Raw genomic sequence first — 17925 nt, 5'->3', positions numbered from 1 at the left:
AGTATAGTGGTTTTTTTATGCGTGTTATTCCTATTTATATTGAAGCAGGCGTATGTGGTTTCGAATCACCTGCGGCTCAATACAAAGAACTTGGCTTATCATTAGATCAGCTGTTAATTAAGCACCCCGATGCGACTTTTATTGGTATTGCGTCGGGAGAATCAATGCAAGGTGTCGGTATTTTTGATGGCGACTTATTGCTTGTTGATCGCGCTGAAGATGTTAAAAATGGCGATGTAATCGTCGCAAACTTAAACGGTTTATTTGTTTGTAAATTACTCGACAAACACAATGCACAGTTATTGTCAGCCTCTGCCAAGTACCCCGCAGTGCAGTTAAGAGATTCTGATGAATTTCAACTCGAAGGTGTTGTTACCCGCTCTATTCGTATGCACCGCAGTAGCAAAGAACTACTATCATGTACGCCTTAGTTGATGCAGTGGCGTTTTATGCCAGTGCAGAAAAAGTTTTTGACCCGTCGATTCGTCGTAAACCCGTTGTGGTTCTAACTAACAACGATGGCTGTATTTGTGCTGTGTGCCCTATTGCTCGCAAGCTTGCGATCCCAAAGTTTCAACCTTATTTTCAAGTTAAACAATACCTCTTTGATCATCAGGTTGTGATCCGTTCTTCTAATTATGAGCTTTACGCAAATTTAAGCGAGCGTATGATGAATGTGATAGGTCGCTTTTGTGATAACCAACACATTTATTCGATTGATGAGTCTTTTTTAAATTTTAACGGTTTTAATCCACTCATAACTGATTGGTATCGTTATGGGCATACCATTCGACGTACAGTCTGGCGTGAAACAAAACTGCCCGTGGGCGTAGGGTTTGGTCCTACGGCAACACTTGCAAAGGCAGCAAACCATGCGGCCAAAAAACTACCGGGGTTTGATGGTGTTGCCGTCATAGATTCTGAGTCTTCACGGGTCAATATTTTACGCGCCATGGATATACAAGATGTATGGGGCGTGGGAAAACGGTTAGCTAAAAAGCTAAAGTTAATGAACATTAACACCGCACTTGATCTTGCACAGCAAGACCCCCGAAAAATGAAACGCTTATTTAGTGTAGTACTTGAGCGTACCGTTAATGAACTATGTGGCAAACGCTGTTTGAGCTGGGATGATGTACGCCAAGATAAAAAAGAAATTTTTTCAACACGTAGCTTTGGTGAGCGCGTAACAGATCCCATAACGCTAAAAACCGCATTGATTAATCACAGCGCTATTGTAGCGCGTAAACTACGCGCTCAAGGGTCGCTGACTCAACGTTTACTGATATTTGTCGCCAGTTCACCACACCAACAAGGCTACTACAAAAAATCGTATATTTATGAGTTCAATATCGCCACCGCCGACAGCCGTGTATTTGCTAATGCAATTAGCGAGGTATTCGAGCAGTTATACAAACCCAATGTGCTTTTTTACAAATGTGGTGTTGGCGCACTAGAGCTTACAAGCCACATGTTCCAACAACCCGACTTATTTCAAGCCTCCATCGATAACCCCAAGTTAATGCAATGCTTAGACAAAATAAATGCCCGCTTTGGCATCGGCACATTAGCCATAGCCAGTGAAACGTCTAGCGCTGACTGGCATATGAAACGAGAGTATTTATCACCCCATTACACAACACGCTGGTATAACTTGCCAAAAATACACTGTTAAAAGTAATGCAGTAGCTGTAGTTTAAATTGCTGCTCTGATACTTGCCAATCTTGATATACAAAAGAGCTTCTGAATCCCCAATTTTGCGCTAAGGCAATTTGCCAATGCGCAGAAAACTCAATGTGCTTGTCACTGCGGGGCTCATTGAACAGCCATAATGCTTGGCCTGATAAAGCTAACTTTTGTGACGCTGTCACTTGCCATATAGCACCGGCCTCGCTGCCTAAAGCAAATGAAAGCGAATCAATTAACGAACCTGTTTGCAACAAAGACGACGCTAAAATATAGCTTTGAAAATGGTTGGCATCACCAAAGGATTTACCGTATCCACCTTGAATAAAGCTACGGCCAGCTCGCTTTTTTAACGTGGGTTGGCGGTCATAACCAACGCGGACATTCCAAGACCAAGAATCAAAAAGTCGATTGTCAGGTGCTAAAGACATGGCATCTATCACATATAAACGCTCTAAAAAAAGGCGCTCGTTGTTATCAATACTCGCCTCTACATCAAAAAAACTGATTTGGGCGCCGGGTATAAAGCCCCCTGCATTATCTAATAAATCGTGATAAGCAACACGATAACTTAAACCAACACGGTTGGCGCTATTTTCATAGTGGCTAACCACAGCACCAATACGCGCAGAGCCATGTCCCTGCTCGGGACTAACGCGCGGTATTTGGGGTGGCTCAAAGGGTGAAACAACATGATATTGGCTTCGTTGATGAAGAAGTCGCGTTAATCGTGGGGCTATTTCGTCGCGAGCAAGACCTTGATCATAGTACTGATAATTAAGCCATTCATAGGCCATTTCGAGTACTGGCACAGCATCTTTAGCCGAAAGTGATAAATCATGCAAAGGTTTTCCATCACGTAATGCTTGTGCCATGACAAGTTGTTCATCGGTTAACTGGCTTTCATAATTAAGTAACTTGGTGCCCGACGCTGCGCGATATTTAGGGGGCTGTAATAACCCATATTGCTTTAATGCAGCAACTGTATCTGAGGGAATTGCGTGTGTAGAAAACTCCGAGGTTAAAAACAAATCATCACGCGCTAGCTGTAACAAGGCTAATAGCTGATATGAGCAATTCTCATCAATAAAAAAATAATCAAATGTAGCCCACTGCATCTCCCATAAATGAAGCAAGATACGCTGAATTTCTGGCTCTGATAAGTTAAGCGGATACTCCCAAATATCACGCGATTCGAGATCATTATATTCACGCACCTTTCTATAGTAAGGCATTAAGGTGAACTTACCGGGGTATTGACCAATAACGCCTTTTAAAGCGTAAAGCGCCGCATTATCTGTTGCATCTGGTTCAGCAGCGAAATTTACCGCAAAAGCTATTAGTTCACGACTGCGAGTTTGATCCCTTGCGTCTATGCGCAGTAACGTATGACCAAACATAGATGAGGGATCATTCATAAACGCAGTTGGAAACACCAAGGTTATACCTTTAGGGTTTATAAGCTGTTGCCAAACATCTATCTCAGGGCACAAAAGTTCAGGCCACTGCGGAAAAAAATGATCCTTCAGCCACCTATAGCGAGCAGGAAAACGACATTGAGCCTCATTATTATCAGCCAACTCAAATGCTTTTATCGTGGCAATAAGCTCAGCATGAGGATCGCTCTTACCTACAGGCGAAAAGAAAAATGCATTACTGTCTACTTCACTTTCATACGAAGAAAAACGTTGCTGATTATAATGTCCTAGTTTAAGCCAGTAAGGGTTATAAGCGATATCTTTTGTAACCGTACTAGAAAAAACAGCGCTGCTAAAGAGCACTAAACAGAGCAATAAAAGTCTATGCATAAGAGAATAAAAGCCCGTAAAGGGCTTTATAAAGAAAAACGTCAATTAAGACAAAGTGTAAGATGCAAGTTGTGCATCATTTGCTACAAGTGTGTTTAGATTTTCAAGTACAATTTGAGATGTCACATTTTCTGATGTGAAAACATGCGAAAACTGTGTTTGCACTAATTTATTGAATGCCGCTTTATCTTGGCTTTCTACGCCCCAAACTTCAGCAAGTGTTTCAAGTGCTTCGCCTTCACCGCGAGACATATCACGTGCAAGTTGTTCCATATTGCCATCAATAAACGTTGCAACTTTCGTTGATGCAGTTACTGTGCCTGTGCCATCACAGCCTAGCGTACCAAATGTAATACCGAATGTTTGGTTACCAGAAATACCATTTGTTGTTGCACCAAGTACTTTAACAACTTTACCGTCTTTACCTGCAAATAACATTGAACCGAAACCACAACCAATATCTTGGTCGGCCATTGCAGTTGAAAGTGGAAGTAGTGAAAGTGCAGAAATAGCAATTAATTTTTTCATATCCTGAATCCTTTTAGATAAACCGTTATTAACATTAATAAGGCAAATTAAGCTTATACAGAATGCACTCTATATCAAATAAAAAATACCTAAAATAGAGAAAAAACAACAGACATGTTCAAAAATCAACCAACTTAGCCCCTGTTAAGCGACTGAGGTCGTGAACAGAAATCGAAACCTCTAAACCACGTTTTCCTGCAGACACGTACATAAGCTCACAGTTTGATGCACAATGGTGGATAAACGTAGCAAGTCGCTTTTTCTGACCAAGCGGGCTAACTCCTCCAAAAATATAACCTGTGCTATTTTCAACTTTTTGCTGAGCAGCCATCTGCACCCTTTTTACACCGGCCGCTTTGGCTAACATTTTAAGGTTTACTTGCTGCATAACTGGCAACACCGCAACAAGCAGATGATTGTCGTTATCTTCAAGTACCAACGTTTTAAATACTTGCTCTGCCGGTAAGCCTAACTTTTCAACCGCTTCAAGACCGTATTGTGTGTTATTGGGGTCATGGTCGTAGCTAAGAACATTAAACTTAATTCCCTTTTTTTTGAGTAAGTTAATTGCAGGTGTCATCTATTAATCCTTAAAAAACCAATGCTGTTTCATTAAAAAGTATCATAACTGTTTGTTATAGAGAAAGAAGCAAACACATTAAAAACCGTTCTTTAATGACCAATAAAAATTCCTGCATACGCTACACTAAAGGTATGAGCACCAAGCAAGGTCAGTATCATGTCGAAACACACCTGCTTCTATCTTATAAAGCAGTGCATAGTTATCATTACATTACTAAGCACCATAAACTTTATCTGCAACGAATACACAGCTTGGAATGCGTATATTGCCTGTCAAAATAAGTGCCATACCCTAGGGCTTGATAAGGGAAAAATTCAAAAAACTGCATTCTCAGAGGATGTAACTCTGTGTCGGTGTCTTGCCGATACAGACTACTATGTGGTGCTAAACTAATGTTTTGTATAAAAATAGAAACTAGGAAAAAATAAAATTTAACGTATTATAAAATTCTACTAACGAAAGAACGAAGGAAAGTACATGTTTTTAGACTACTTTGCACTAGTTATGCTGGTGTTTGTTACTGTAGTAATATTTTATGGCGTAATAGCCATCCATGATATTCCCTACGAGATTGCCAAAAAACGTAATCACCCTCATCAAGATGCCATTCATTATGCTGGCTGGGTCAGCTTGTTTACACTGCATGTGTTATGGCCTTTGCTGTGGGTGTGGGCAACCTTATGGCGCGACGACAGAGGCTGGGGGTTTAACCAAATTCAAAAAGAACAAGAAGAACTTGCCGAAAAAGTCGCTAGCTTGTCAGCGACCGTCGCTGCATTACAGGCACAAATAAACGCCCAATCGAATAATAAAGAGAAGTAAAATATGGATTTACTATTAATACTATCTTATACCGCACTATGTATTGGCATATTTAAAGTATTCAAGATCCCCCTAAATAAATGGACAGTGCCAACCGCTGTACTCGGCGGTGTCGTTTTAATTGGCACACTCATTTTATTGATGAATTACAATCATCCACACTCGAACATGGCAAGCAGTGTCTATGTAACCACCCCCATTGTTCCAAACGTTAGAGGCACTGTTGAAGAGGTTGCGGTAAATGCAAATCAGCCGGTTAAAAAAGGGGATTTACTCTTTCGCTTAGATGACACCTTATATAAAGCTAAACTAAATGAGGCAATGGCTGGATTGCAAGATGCGACGCAATCAGTATTAGGGTTAGAAGCCGCATATAAGTCAGCACAAGCAAGTACTCTTATGAGTAAAGCAGAATTCGAGCGAAGTAAAAAAGAATACGAACGCTATGAAAAAGGGGCAAAAAGCGGTGCCTATTCAAAAGGCCAAGTTGATAATAAACTAGGAGTCTACCTCGCAGCGAAAGCAAACTACGAAGCGTCACAAGCACAAGAGTTACGTCAGAAGCTTGCGTACGAATCAGAAATTAATGGTGAACAAACCAAAATAGCCGCAGCTAGAGCCCATTTAGAACAAGCACAGTTTAACCTTGATAGCACTCGTGTTTATGCACCGACAGACGGTTACGTTACCCAATTAACTCTTCGCCCAGGGATGATTGCCGTCCCTATGCCATTGCGCCCAGTGATGACCTTTGTACACAAAGAAGACACTCGTTACGTGGCCGCATTTAGACAAAATTCATTACTTAGATTAGAGCCTGGCTATAAAGCTGATTTTATTTTTAAAGCCATTCCCGGCAAAACCTTTGCAGGTGAAGTCGTTGATGTACTACCAGCAATAGGTGAAGGACAAGTTCAAGCACAAGGTACACTAATGGGCAGTGAGTTTTTTGCACGTGAAGGGCGGGCAATCGTGACACTGAAAATTACCGACGATATGAGTGAATATCATCTCCCACAAGGCACAAGTACCGAAGTGGCCGTGTATTCAGAACATTTTGAGCATGTTTCTGTTATGCGAAAAGTGTTAATCAGAATGAAAAGCTGGCAAAACTATTTGTTCTTAGATCACTAAAACAAGCATAAAAAAGGCGCTTAAAAATAAGCGCCATTTTTATATTCAGCTAACTAAAATTACTTAGTTAAATCATCGAAGAATTTCTTCACACCGTCAAAGAAACCTTTTTCTTTTGGGCGATTTTTAGAACCATCTTTACCCATGCTTTGCTCAAGTTCTTCAAGCAGTTCACGCTGACGTTCATTAAGATTAACAGGCGTTTCTATCACTACTTTACAGATTAAGTCACCTTGAGCACCACTGCGTACAGACTTAACGCCTTTACCACGCATACGGAACATTTTACCCGTTTGGCTTTCTGCTGGGATCTTCAGTTTGGCACGACCGTCTAACGTCGGCACTTCAATTTCGCCACCTAATGCTGCCGTTGTGAAACCAATCGGTACTTCACAATACAGGTTATTGCCATCACGTTGGAAAATTGGGTGTTCACGAACAGAGACTTGAACATATAAATCACCCGCAGGGGCACCATGCATCCCCGCTTCACCTTCACCTGAAAGACGAATACGGTCACCTGTATCTACACCCGCTGGGATTTTAACTGATAATGTTTTAGTCTTTTCGACGCGGCCTTGACCATGACAGCTATCACAGGGATCAGAAATAATCTGACCAGTACCCTGACAGGTAGGACATGTTTGCTGCACAGCAAAAAACCCTTGGCGCATTTGCACTTGGCCTGCACCATGACACGTTGTACATGTTTTTGGTTTAGAGCCAGCTTTTGCGCCACTACCATCACACGGTTTACAACTTACCCATGTCGGTACTTTAATTTCTATATCTTTACCACGAACAGCTTCTTCAAGGCTTAAGTCCATGTTGTAACGTAAATCAGCACCGCGCTGTTGGCGAGATTGACGACGACCACCGCCACCGAAAATATCACCAAACACATCACCAAAAATATCACCAAAGTCACCGTGACCACCACCAAAGCCACCGCCATGACCGCCACCACCTTGTTCAAAGGCAGCATGACCATATTGGTCATACATTTGACGTTTTTGGTCATCAGTAAGTACTTCGTAGGCTTCTTTTACTTCCTTGAATTTCGTTTCAAGCTCTTTATCGCCTGCTGTACGGTCTGGATGATATTTCATCGCTAAGCGCTTATACGCTTTTTTGATGTCTCGTTCGCTGGCATCTTTGCTAACGCCGAGAACTTCATAATAATCGCTTTTTGACATATCTATCACACTACTCTTTTTACTGCAGTTTTCACTGCATGAAAGTAAACCGATAAAGGGTATCGCTTTACCATCCATATACATGCAAAAGGCGCGTCAAGCGAAATCGCCGGCGCGCCTCAATCATTCATCCTAACTTAATTGGCCTAATAAAGCAGCCTCTTTTAAGCTAGGCAGAAGCGGTACGAACAATTACTTGTCGTCTTTCACTTCTTCGAACTCTGCATCAACAACATCGTCGTCTTGCTTAGCAGAAGATTGTTGTGCACCTGCGTCAGCACCACCTTGTTGTTGTGCTTTAGCTTGTGCAATTTCCATAAGCTTTTGTGACTTTTCAGCAAGCGCTTGCGTCTTCGCTTCGATCTCTTCTTTCTTGTCACTCTTAATCGCCGCTTCAAGTTCTGAAACTGCAGCTTTGATTGCTTCTTTATCTTCTGCAGGTAATGCATCGCCTGCTTCTTCGATTTGCTTACGTGTACCGTGAACCATTGCATCAGCTTGGTTACGAGTCGCGACTAGCTCTTCGAATTTCTTGTCTTCTTCAGCGTGAGCTTCTGCATCACGTACCATTTTTTCAACTTCTTCATCGCTTAGACCTGAAGAAGCTTGGATAGTGATCTTCTGCTCTTTGCCTGTATCTTTGTCTTTCGCAGATACGTGTAAGATACCGTCAGCATCAACATCGAAAGTAACTTCAATTTGTGGTGTACCACGTTGCGCTGGACGAATACCTTCTAGGTTAAATTGACCTAGTGATTTGTTATCGCTAGCACGCTTACGCTCACCTTGTAACACGTGAATCGTTACTGCAGACTGATTATCTTCCGCTGTTGAGAACACTTGTGATTTCTTAGTAGGAATCGTCGTGTTTTTCTCAATTAACGCCGTCATTACTTGGCCCATCGTCTCGATACCAAGTGATAACGGAGATACGTCAAGAAGTAGTACGTCTTTTACGTCACCTGCAAGTACACCACCTTGAATCGCTGCACCTACTGCAACCGCTTCATCTGGGTTAACGTCTTTACGTGGTTCTTTACCAAAGAACTCAGCAACCGTTTTTTGCACTAGTGGCATACGTGTTTGACCACCAACAAGGATGATGTCATTAATGTCGCTAACTGATAAATCAGCATCAGCAAGTGCACGCTTAAGTGGCTCGATTGACTTAGTAACTAAGTCTTCAACCAGTGACTCAAGTTTTGCACGTGTTACTTTCACGTTCATGTGCTTAGGACCTGATGCGTCAGCAGTCACATACGGTAAGTTAACTTCTGTTTGCTGTGCAGAAGAAAGTTCAATCTTCGCTTTTTCAGCTGCTTCTTTAACACGTTGCATTGCAAGAGGATCATTTTTAAGGTCAATGCCTTGATCTTTCTTGAACTCTTCAACCAAGTAGTTGATTACACGGTTATCAAAGTCTTCACCACCTAGGTGTGTGTCACCATTAGTCGCAAGTACTTCAAATGTGTGCTCGCCTTCAACTTCGTCAATCTCGATGATTGAGATATCGAAAGTACCGCCACCTAAGTCGTAAACTGCAACAACGTTTTCACCTTTGTTTTTGTCCATACCGTATGCAAGTGCAGCGGCTGTTGGCTCATTGATGATACGTTTTACTTCAAGACCTGCGATACGACCCGCATCTTTCGTTGCTTGACGTTGTGAGTCATTGAAGTAAGCAGGTACAGTGATTACCGCTTCAGTAACCGCTTCGCCTAAGAAGTCTTCTGCTGTTTTCTTCATTTTCTTCAGTACTTCAGCAGAGATTTGTGGTGCAGCACGTTTTTCACCGCGTGCTTCAACCCATGCGTCACCGTTATCAGCCTTTACAATTTTAAAAGGCATGATGCCGATATCGCGTTGCACTTCTTCATCTTCAAAGCGACGACCAATTAGACGCTTGATAGCAAATAATGTGTTAGTTGGGTTTGTTACTGCTTGGCGTTTTGCAGGTTGACCAACTAATGTTTCACCGTCTTGCGTGTATGCAATGATCGATGGTGTTGTGCGATCGCCTTCCGCGTTTTCAATTACGCGTGCTTTATCACCGTCTAGTACTGCTACACAAGAGTTAGTAGTACCTAAATCGATTCCAATAATTCTACCCATGAATCTTCTCCAACTTCAAAATTCGTTAAAACGTTCGATGACTAGTAAATAGGGGTGCAGCAAACTGAATTCAACTATAAAAATGAAAAAAATTTACTTTTTTTTGAAATATTTTCTAAATGCATACTTTTTCCGCAAAAACCGGCGGTTTCTAAGCCAAACGGCGTGCCAAACAAACTGGTCTGATGACTTTTACTGTGCTATAACCAACGACATAATAATAAATGTTAAGGATATTTATGCATTTTGAACAGTTACTCGCTAAAGCCACTGAGCTTGGTAAAGATAAAACCAAAGTCATGCAATTCCCCGAAAACTGGTGTCAGGGTCGTACCGCGTTTGGGGGGTTATCGGCCGCTTTATTATATCAAGCTATGCGTCAGCATATTGATAGCTCGCGTCGTTTATTATCACTGAGCACCAACTTTGTAGGGCCATTATTGGCTGATACTGATTTTTCCATTGATGTTGAGGTATTGCGCGAAGGTAAAAACAGCGCACAAGTACTTGCCAAAGTCATTCAAAATGGTGATGTATGTGTGATTACCCAAGCCTGCTTTGGAGCCAATCGAGAATCAGCGGTGCGCGTTGATGTGAGTAAAACAATGCAACTCAAACCAGTAGATGAGCGATTCATCCTCCCTTATAAAGAAGGGATGATGCCTGCGTTTTTCCAACACGTATCGCTGTGTTTGCAAGATGGTAATATGCCATTTTCTGCTGCCGATACCTCACACCTTGGAGGCTGGATGAAGTTTAAACAGGGGCCTTCACAAATGGCTGAGGCACATATTATTGCGCTAACAGATGCCTGGCCGCCAACATTATTACAAATGTTCAAGCAACCTGCACCTGCCAGTAGTATGTCATGGTACATTGAATTTTTAGATGAGCCCGAAGTTGCACCTAATGCATGGGTTGGGTATGAAGCAATCACCCATCACAGTAAAGGGGGTTATGGCTTAGAAGATGGCTGCATTTGGCGTGAAGATGGCAAGCTTATCGCACTCAGTCGCCAAACTGTCGCTTTATTTGCTTAACTTATCCGTGCTGAGCTTTGCGTACTCAGTACCATCAAGGCGAATAATCGCTTGATATTCGCCTGAATCAATTATTTTTCCAAGGCCAATATTAAAGGTCTCTTTAAGTGCCTTATTGTTGAAAAAAGCGGGTCTTGGCGCACGTTGGAAAATAGGGTGGACCACAAAAGGAAGATGCTTGGCTGATTGCTTGTATTTTTCTAGATAATATAAGAACACACGACGCTCTAGAATAATGACATCGACCCAGCCTTTCATTAAATGATCAACCTGTGCCTCTTGGTTTATCACTTCGTCGTAAGAGCGTAAAATATGAGTAATTGATTTAAAGGGCGGTTCGATAAAGTTTGTCGCATTTTGAAAAGCCAACACACTTTTACCTGCAAGGTCGTACACGCTATTAATTGTAAACTCGCTGGCAGCTAGACTAATCGCAACATTTTGATAATAAAGCAATGCCTCACTTTTATATACGTCAGCATGTACCGTGGCAGGAAAATTTAGGGCGATGTCTATTTTGCCTTGAATAAGCTGCTGCTCTATACGCTTATTCGACATGTAGTGGATATCAAGCTGAGTGATGCCCTGTGATTTAAGTGCCGCTTTGACTATTTCTAATTGAATACCGCTGTTGGTACGCTCCATCATATAAGGAGGTAGATAGGCACTTGCAGCAATCACGAGCGCCTTCTCAGTATGCTGAGAAGATAAGCAGTAAGCTTTAAAATTAATACACAGCATTAAAAAGAAAAGTAATTGCTTCACCGCTCACCTTAAACAACATATTGCATAAAATACACTCAAGATTTGTACATATATTAACTTATTTAAAACAATTCTGCATTTGTATTTAAGCCTTAATTGATGCAGAATTAACTAAGTTCTTGTTTAAGAGACCCTTAAGTTTGCAAACAGCATGCCCAAGTTGTGATCATGTCATTGAGATCCCAGACCTTAAAGCAAAACAATTAGCAGTCTGCCCGCATTGCAATACAAAGCTGTTATCTTCACAAGCAAATCAAGATAGCCACATTGTTGCACTGAGCTTAAGCGCCATTGTGATGCTATTAAGCAGTATGTTTTACCCATTCTTATCATTTACCAGCAGTGGCATAACGCAAACAATTACGTTGCCTGATGCTGCGCGAATATTATTTAATTACGACAGTGACTTTCTAGGCCTCTTTATCGATGTAAGCATCATCGGCTTACCGATGTTTTTACTTTTACTGATTATTCCTCTGCACTTAGGGTTACTAAAGGCATTGCCCTATTTATGGGGTAAACGACTGTTAAAAATGACCTTTGCTTTAGAACCTTGGATCATGTCTGAAATTTTCTTAATTGGTGTCATGGTCAGTATGGTTAAAATAATGTCGATGGCTGATATTGAATTTGGTGTTAGCTTTTACTCGTATGCCGCCTTTGTTATCTGCTACGTAAGTGCGATAGCAAAGCTCAACAAGCACGCTTTATGGCAACAAATCAAACCCCCAGTTTACATCGAACAAACAAAGCCTAACACCAGGGCCATCGATCAAGGCTTGCGTGCATGCCATGTTTGTGGTCAGTTAGGAGACACAGATATTTGCGTGCGTTGTGAGTCTAAAACCTTCACTCGCAACCCGTATAGTGTTCAAAAAGCGGCAGCTTGGTTGATAACGTCTATCGCGTGTTATATTCCTGCCAATATTTTTCCCATTATGTACACAACGAGCCTAGGTGATGAAACCCCGTCGACATTAATTGGCGGTGTGATGATTTTATGGAACAGTGGCTCCTACCCTATTGCAATGATTATATTTTTAGCCAGTGTAGTCGTGCCTTTGGCTAAAGCATTGGTAATGAGTTTTTTATGTTTTATGGTGGCACGGCCAGCGAATAGGCAAACAAAAAGTTACACTCGAATTTATCAATTAACTGAGTTTATTGGTAAATGGTCAATGATAGATGTATTTGTTGTCGCTATTTTAGTAGCCTTAGTACAACTAGGAAACTTAATGTCAGTGACACCCGGTATCGGCACCGTCTTTTTTACAACCATGGTGATCTGCCAAATGTTAGCAGCCCATGCATTTGATCCACGACTATTGTGGGATAACCCTGAAAACTTAAAAACAGCGAAACAAGAGACCTTGGTATGAGCGAAACCGCTAAAATAAAAACAGCGCCCAATATATCGGCAATTTGGATCATTCCCGTTATTGCCTTGCTAATTGGTGCATGGATGTTATATCAATATCAAGTAAATAAAGGGACAACCGTCTTTATTAAAATGCCTCATGCGGAGGGGATTGTAGCTGGTAAAACAGAGATTAAAGTTCGCAGTGTAAAAATAGGCCAAATCGATCATGTTAGACTCTCAGACAAACAGAACAGTGTTATTGCTCGCGCTCAAATAGATAAACATTACGAAGACTTACTCACCGAAGATGCCAAAATTTGGGTTGTAAAGCCGCGCATTGATGATACGGGTATCAGCGGCATGAGCACGCTTCTTTCTGGCGTTTACTTAGAGTTCTCTCCTGGCGAAAGTAAAAAACTCACTGAAAAATTTGAGTTACAAGAAGAACCGGCATTAATTGGCAAAGATGTCAAAGGCGGACGTTTTACTTTACTGAGCTACAACGCTGAAGTGCTTGATGTGAGTACGGGCATCTATTTTAAAGATTATAAAATAGGTCAAATAGAAACAGCCACATTTGACTGGAAAAATCAGGCAATGAAATACGGTATTTTTATTAACGAACCGTACCAGAACTTAATAACACTCAACTCCATTTTTTGGGTTAACTCAGGCATTGAAATTGATCTTTCTGCCGATGGTATAAATGTTAACACCGGCTCTTTAAGTAAACTGCTGAAAGGCGGTATCTCTGTCGGTAGACCAGAGCAGCAAGCCCCCGGTGAAGTAGCCAGCAATGGGCATAGCTTCTCGTTAAGTGATAGCTATAAAGCCGCTTTAGAAGAGCGTTTTTATGATTTTGATTACTACTTAATAGACTTTGAGCAATCAATTCGAGGCCTTAGAGCCGGCGCTCCCGTTGAATACAGAGGAATGCGGATAGGCAGTGTGGTTGAGGCACCCGCCAGTGTCATCATAAACGGTAAACCTGCCCACTTTCGAACCGATAACACAGCCGTTCCTGCGCTCATAAAAATTGAATATGGGCGGCTTTATCATGACAGTGCAGCGGCACGAGAGTTTTGGCATTCAAGCCTCAACGGCTGGATTAAAAATGGTCTGCGCGCTTCCTTAAAACCAGGTAACTTACTAACGGGTGCGGTGTACGTTGATCTTGATATTTACGACAACGCGAAGCCTGCAGAACTCACAACGATTGCTGAGTATACTGTTTTCCCGAGTGTATCGAGTGGTATCACGGTGCTTGCAGACCAAGTGTCTGATGTGCTTAATAAAGTGAATAATTTAAAAATTGAAGACAGTTTAGCGCAAATGCAAGAAACCTTTTCAGAATACCAAGCGCTCGCTCATGACATGCGGGATCTTCTTAATAAACAAGATACCCAAGATTTACCCGGTGATATTAATCGAAACTTTGCTGAAATGACCAAGAGCATGCAGCAATTTGATAAAACCATGAAACAGTTCGAAAAAACAATGGCAAGTTATGAGCAAGGCTCAACATTCCACCAGCAATTACAAACAACCTTGTCAGAATTTAAGCGCTTAAGTGAAGAGCTACAGCCACTTACCCGAGGTTTGAATCAACAACCTAACATGCTGATTTTTGATAAAGAACTCCCAGCTGATCCCACTCCGAGGAAACAATAATGAACAATAAACATCTCGCTTTATTTAGTTTAGGCGCAGCATTACTGTTAGTTGGTTGTAGCCAAACGTCATTCTCAACCATCGAGTATTATCAGTTTTCGCAGCCAATCGTGGCTATGAAGCGTTCGAGTGACAATACACACGTTCAGCTAAGAGTTAATACTGTTCAATTGCGAGGCGCACTGAATAATCGCGGTATTGCAATGGTTCTCGATAATAACCGTGTTAACGCAGCAAATTATCACCTGTGGAGTGAATCGCCTGACTTAATGCTGACAGCCAGTGCGCATCAGCAACTATACACACAGCTGACAAACTGGATGGTAATAAAAGGATTACCGGTTATTACCGATGTCGATCAACAACGTTACTACGAGCTTGAATACGAACTTCATCACTTTAATGGCGACGAAAAAGGTAACGCAAATATCGCAGGTCTTTGGCGTTTATATTACACAACACCAGAGACTGGTCGAAAAATAAAGGCTGTTAACTACTTTAACGAGCTAACACCTTTACACGATAATGATTATGAAGGGCTCGTTGCAACACTTGAGACGACGTGGCTTAAAGTGAATCAACAAGTAGGCGATGAACTCTCAAAGCTTGCTCTTTAAAAGTAAAGTGAGTGGTTGGTGATCGTCATTAATAATGACATCACCCACCTGCTCGAATCCGAGTTTTTGTAGTACTTTTTGCGATGCACTATTTGTTTGTGACGTAATTGCCACCAATACTCTAAGTGCCTTAACGTGCGTTTTTGCTAACAATAAACCAGCCGCACGGGTGGTAATTCCCTGCCCTTCATACTCTGCTAACAAAGCAAACCCTAAATCTGGAATAGCCAGTGCGTCACGCTGAAACAAGCCCACCATTCCTATCGCTGTGCCATCCGCTAAACAAACAACATAACTGCCAAAACCGAACTGCTGGTGGCTGTTAATAAAGGTCTGTTGAATATAATGCTGTGCTTGTGCCAACGTTTTAATCTGCTTATCACCGATGTATTTGATAAAAGAGGGTTGATTTAAAAGACTGAGAATAAATTGCTCGTCACCCGGTTGCCCAGCACGTAAATGGATATCAAACATTTAAGTTCCCTTAAAATACTTTACTGACTACATCTGATGTAAAATTTAAACAATCCAGAACACGCTCTTTCTGAACGGTCGACAATGCGTCTATATCAAAATAATCATATTCTGTGTGTTCACTACTGAGCATAATTTCCGCATTTTCAGGTAAATAGGCACGAAATATAAATGCGTGAGAGTTAAATGCTGTGTGGTAATAAACCCCACTCAGATAGCCAATTTGAATGTCGCAGTTGAGCTCTTCTTTACATTCACGCACTAAAGCCTGATGTATTGTTTCACCTTGATCTAAGGCACCGCCCGGTAATCCCCAACTTTTTTGCCCATAGTCTGCTTTAAGTAATAATACTTGGCCCTGCTCATTCGTGATCACAGCATGACTACTTAACCTGTATGTATCTGAAAAAGCCATAAAAACCCTTCGTAAAATTTTACTTAAGCCTAACATGAATACACTGCTTAAATTAATTAAGATAAGATAAAAATTCTTATTGACTAAATTAAAATTCAGGATTATTTTTCACGCGATGTTTTGGGCAAAACAATAGCAGTATATCCTCTATACTGTCTGGCGCCAGCCAACGCAGGCACTTACCGTAAAGCGGCCTTAAAGTGTGTTCGCGTAAAGCAGTGACATGAGTTGAAAAAACAACTTTTGATTTATGTAAGCAAAAGACTTTTGCTTAACTGTGTGAAAATTATAATGCAAGAACCTTCTGCGTTAAGTTTACTACCGCCAATATTGGTGGTGGTTTTGGCCGTATTTTTACGCCGCCCTATTTTATCTTTACTTATTGGTGCCCTCTTTGGTTTAGCCATGTTGGGACCTACCGCTATATTAGCAAACTTTGCTGATATTTCTCTTAAGGTGATGCAAGATGAAACTATCGCTTGGCTTATTTTAGTCTGTGGTGGCTTTGGTGCATTAATCGCTTTGTTAGTCAGGACCGGAGGGGCAACTGCCTTTGCCGAGTTAGCACTTAAGTTTGCAAGAGGGCAACGCTCTTCTTTACTTATGACGTTTGCTTTGGGTGTAATTATATTTATTGATGATTACCTAAATGCGCTGACTGTTGGCGAGACAATGAAACGCATCACTGATAAATTTAAAATCAGCCGTGAAATGCTCGCGTATGTCGTTGACTCGACAGCAGCCCCTATCTGCGTACTTGTGCCATTATCAACATGGGCCGTGTTTTTTGGTGGGCTTCTAGTCGACAACAATGTGGCCGCTGAAGGTCAAGGCATTGCCGTGTATATCCAAGCGATTCCGTATATGTTTTACGCTTGGTTTGCCGTTATTGTCGTATTGCTCGTTAGCTTAAATGTGATCCCTGCATTTGGGCCAATGAAAAAAGCACAACGTCGTGCCATGCACAACGAAATAGCCGTGTCGAACAACCAATATAACGACGTTCATACTGCGGATGAATACGCAGTAAAGGCAGCTGAAGAAAACTTCGAAACAGCGGCTACTAACGGCAAATTGTATAATTTCTTGGTCCCTATCATCTTGCTAGTTGCTTTTACCGTGTACTTTGATATCGATGTATTCAAAGGGTTACTGGCAACTTTTGCTGTGGTACTACCGTTTTATATGTTGCAAAAACTTATGTCATTAGGGGAGCTTATTGAGCGAATGCTTGATGGTTTTAAAAGCATGATCCCAGCTATCGGCACAGTCGTGGCGGCATTTATATTTAAAGATGTTTGTGACCAGCTTATGCTTCCACAGTATGTGATAAATACTTTAAGCCCCTATATGACAGCACAATATCTACCTGCGGTGGTCTTTTTAGCAATGGCTGTGCTTGCCTTTGCCACGGGATCTAGCTGGGGAATATTTGCAGTGACAATCCCTATAGTTATGCCATTAGCATACGCAATTGACGCCAATATTCCATTGGTGATTGGGGCATTACTGTCGGCTTCGTCATTTGGCAGCCAAGCATGTTTTTACTCTGACTCCACTGTACTAGCAGCACAAGGCTCGGGTTGCGATTTAGTCAGCCATGCTGTCACACAATTACCGTATACCCTTATAGCAGCAACGGCAGCCTTTATCGGGTTCTTACTCGTTGCCTAAAATTACAAAGCCCAAGCAAATGCTTGGGCTTTTGTAATG

General features: G+C 41.6%; 17 protein-coding genes. 9 read left to right on the top strand and 8 right to left on the bottom strand.

The annotated features are described in order from the left end of the window. The first annotated feature begins 17 nt into the window (after nucleotides 1-17). Together H3302_RS16565 and H3302_RS16560 are read left to right on the top strand one after the other, a co-directional pair. On the top strand, nucleotides 18-431 hold the full coding sequence (locus H3302_RS16565) for a LexA family transcriptional regulator (protein ID WP_036972666.1): 414 nt from the start codon (nucleotides 18-20) through the stop codon (nucleotides 429-431). Then, nucleotides 419-1675: a Y-family DNA polymerase gene (locus H3302_RS16560; protein ID WP_118844967.1), complete on the top strand. Its 1257-nt coding sequence runs from the start codon at nucleotides 419-421 to the stop codon at nucleotides 1673-1675. The genes H3302_RS16565 and H3302_RS16560 overlap by 13 nt, the downstream gene beginning before the upstream one ends. Here the strand turns inward: H3302_RS16560 and H3302_RS16555 are convergent. The 3 genes from H3302_RS16555 to ybaK form a co-directional block, all read right to left on the bottom strand. Then, complete coding sequence (locus tag H3302_RS16555; protein ID WP_118844966.1) at nucleotides 1672-3495, bottom strand: DUF4105 domain-containing protein; 1824 nt, start codon at nucleotides 3493-3495, stop codon at nucleotides 1672-1674. The two genes, H3302_RS16560 and H3302_RS16555, sit on opposite strands and share 4 nt — an antisense overlap. 45 nt (nucleotides 3496-3540) lie before the next feature. Continuing rightward, nucleotides 3541-4023 carry a DUF3015 domain-containing protein gene (locus H3302_RS16550; protein ID WP_065979173.1) on the bottom strand — a complete coding sequence of 161 codons (483 nt, stop codon included), beginning with the start codon at nucleotides 4021-4023 and terminating at the stop codon, nucleotides 3541-3543. Between the two features lie 118 nt (nucleotides 4024-4141). Further along, nucleotides 4142-4603: a Cys-tRNA(Pro) deacylase gene (gene ybaK / locus H3302_RS16545; RefSeq protein ID WP_065979172.1), complete on the bottom strand. Its 462-nt coding sequence runs from the start codon at nucleotides 4601-4603 to the stop codon at nucleotides 4142-4144. Nucleotides 4604-5083: 480 nt separating this feature from the next. On the opposite strand from ybaK, the gene H3302_RS16540 reads away from it, so the two are divergent. Both H3302_RS16540 and H3302_RS16535 read left to right on the top strand, forming a co-directional pair. Next, nucleotides 5084-5428, top strand: coding sequence for a DUF3302 domain-containing protein (locus H3302_RS16540; RefSeq protein ID WP_036972677.1), 345 nt, complete (start codon nucleotides 5084-5086; stop codon nucleotides 5426-5428). Between the two features lie 3 nt (nucleotides 5429-5431). Further along, a complete protein-coding gene (locus H3302_RS16535; protein WP_182396610.1) occupies nucleotides 5432-6562 on the top strand; it encodes an HlyD family secretion protein in 1131 nt (376 codons plus the stop codon). 59 nt (nucleotides 6563-6621) lie between these two features. Here H3302_RS16535 and dnaJ read toward each other — a convergent pair whose 3' ends face one another. Together dnaJ and dnaK are read right to left on the bottom strand one after the other, a co-directional pair. Continuing rightward, nucleotides 6622-7758, bottom strand: coding sequence for a molecular chaperone DnaJ (dnaJ, locus tag H3302_RS16530; protein ID WP_182396609.1), 1137 nt, complete (start codon nucleotides 7756-7758; stop codon nucleotides 6622-6624). A gap of 192 nt (nucleotides 7759-7950) precedes the next feature. Next, on the bottom strand, nucleotides 7951-9870 hold the full coding sequence (gene dnaK, locus H3302_RS16525; protein WP_182396608.1) for a molecular chaperone DnaK: 1920 nt from the start codon (nucleotides 9868-9870) through the stop codon (nucleotides 7951-7953). 239 nt (nucleotides 9871-10109) lie between these two features. Here dnaK and H3302_RS16520 point away from each other — a divergent pair, with 239 nt between their 5' ends. After that, the gene (locus H3302_RS16520; protein WP_182396607.1) at nucleotides 10110-10910 is read left to right on the top strand and encodes an acyl-CoA thioesterase II; all 801 of its coding nucleotides are present in this window, start codon (nucleotides 10110-10112) and stop codon (nucleotides 10908-10910) included. Here H3302_RS16520 and H3302_RS16515 read toward each other — a convergent pair. After that, complete coding sequence (locus tag H3302_RS16515) at nucleotides 10899-11675, bottom strand: ABC transporter substrate-binding protein (RefSeq protein ID WP_230236346.1); 777 nt, start codon at nucleotides 11673-11675, stop codon at nucleotides 10899-10901. The two genes, H3302_RS16520 and H3302_RS16515, sit on opposite strands and share 12 nt — an antisense overlap. 140 nt (nucleotides 11676-11815) lie before the next feature. Between H3302_RS16515 and H3302_RS16510 the strand changes: the two genes are divergently transcribed. Genes H3302_RS16510 through H3302_RS16500 form a run of 3 tightly spaced genes read left to right on the top strand, consistent with a single transcriptional unit; the run spans nucleotide 11816 to nucleotide 15323 of the window. Next, a complete protein-coding gene (locus tag H3302_RS16510; protein WP_074989155.1) occupies nucleotides 11816-13054 on the top strand; it encodes a PqiA/YebS family transporter subunit in 1239 nt (412 codons plus the stop codon). Then, complete coding sequence (gene pqiB, locus H3302_RS16505; RefSeq protein WP_036972689.1) at nucleotides 13051-14706, top strand: intermembrane transport protein PqiB; 1656 nt, start codon at nucleotides 13051-13053, stop codon at nucleotides 14704-14706. Before H3302_RS16510 ends, pqiB begins: the two co-directional genes overlap by 4 nt. Beyond that, nucleotides 14706-15323: a membrane integrity-associated transporter subunit PqiC gene (locus tag H3302_RS16500; protein WP_118844964.1), complete on the top strand. Its 618-nt coding sequence runs from the start codon at nucleotides 14706-14708 to the stop codon at nucleotides 15321-15323. Before pqiB ends, H3302_RS16500 begins: the two co-directional genes overlap by 1 nt. Here the strand turns inward: H3302_RS16500 and H3302_RS16495 are convergent. Together H3302_RS16495 and H3302_RS16490 are read right to left on the bottom strand one after the other, a co-directional pair. Then, nucleotides 15306-15797 carry a GNAT family N-acetyltransferase gene (locus tag H3302_RS16495; protein ID WP_182396606.1) on the bottom strand — a complete coding sequence of 164 codons (492 nt, stop codon included), beginning with the start codon at nucleotides 15795-15797 and terminating at the stop codon, nucleotides 15306-15308. The genes H3302_RS16500 and H3302_RS16495 overlap by 18 nt on opposite strands. 10 nt (nucleotides 15798-15807) lie before the next feature. Continuing rightward, the gene (locus H3302_RS16490; RefSeq protein ID WP_182396605.1) at nucleotides 15808-16212 is read right to left on the bottom strand and encodes an NUDIX hydrolase; all 405 of its coding nucleotides are present in this window, start codon (nucleotides 16210-16212) and stop codon (nucleotides 15808-15810) included. A 291-nt stretch (nucleotides 16213-16503) separates the two neighbouring features. On the opposite strand from H3302_RS16490, the gene H3302_RS16485 reads away from it, so the two are divergent. Beyond that, entirely contained in the window at nucleotides 16504-17886 is a 1383-nt protein-coding gene (locus tag H3302_RS16485) for a Na+/H+ antiporter NhaC family protein (RefSeq protein ID WP_074989175.1), read from the top strand. Nucleotides 17887-17925 lie beyond the last annotated feature (39 nt).

It is taken from the genome of Pseudoalteromonas sp. MT33b, from assembly GCF_014117385.1.
Classification (GTDB): Bacteria; Pseudomonadota; Gammaproteobacteria; order Enterobacterales; family Alteromonadaceae; genus Pseudoalteromonas; species Pseudoalteromonas lipolytica.
This window is presented reverse-complemented; position numbering and strand designations above follow the sequence as displayed.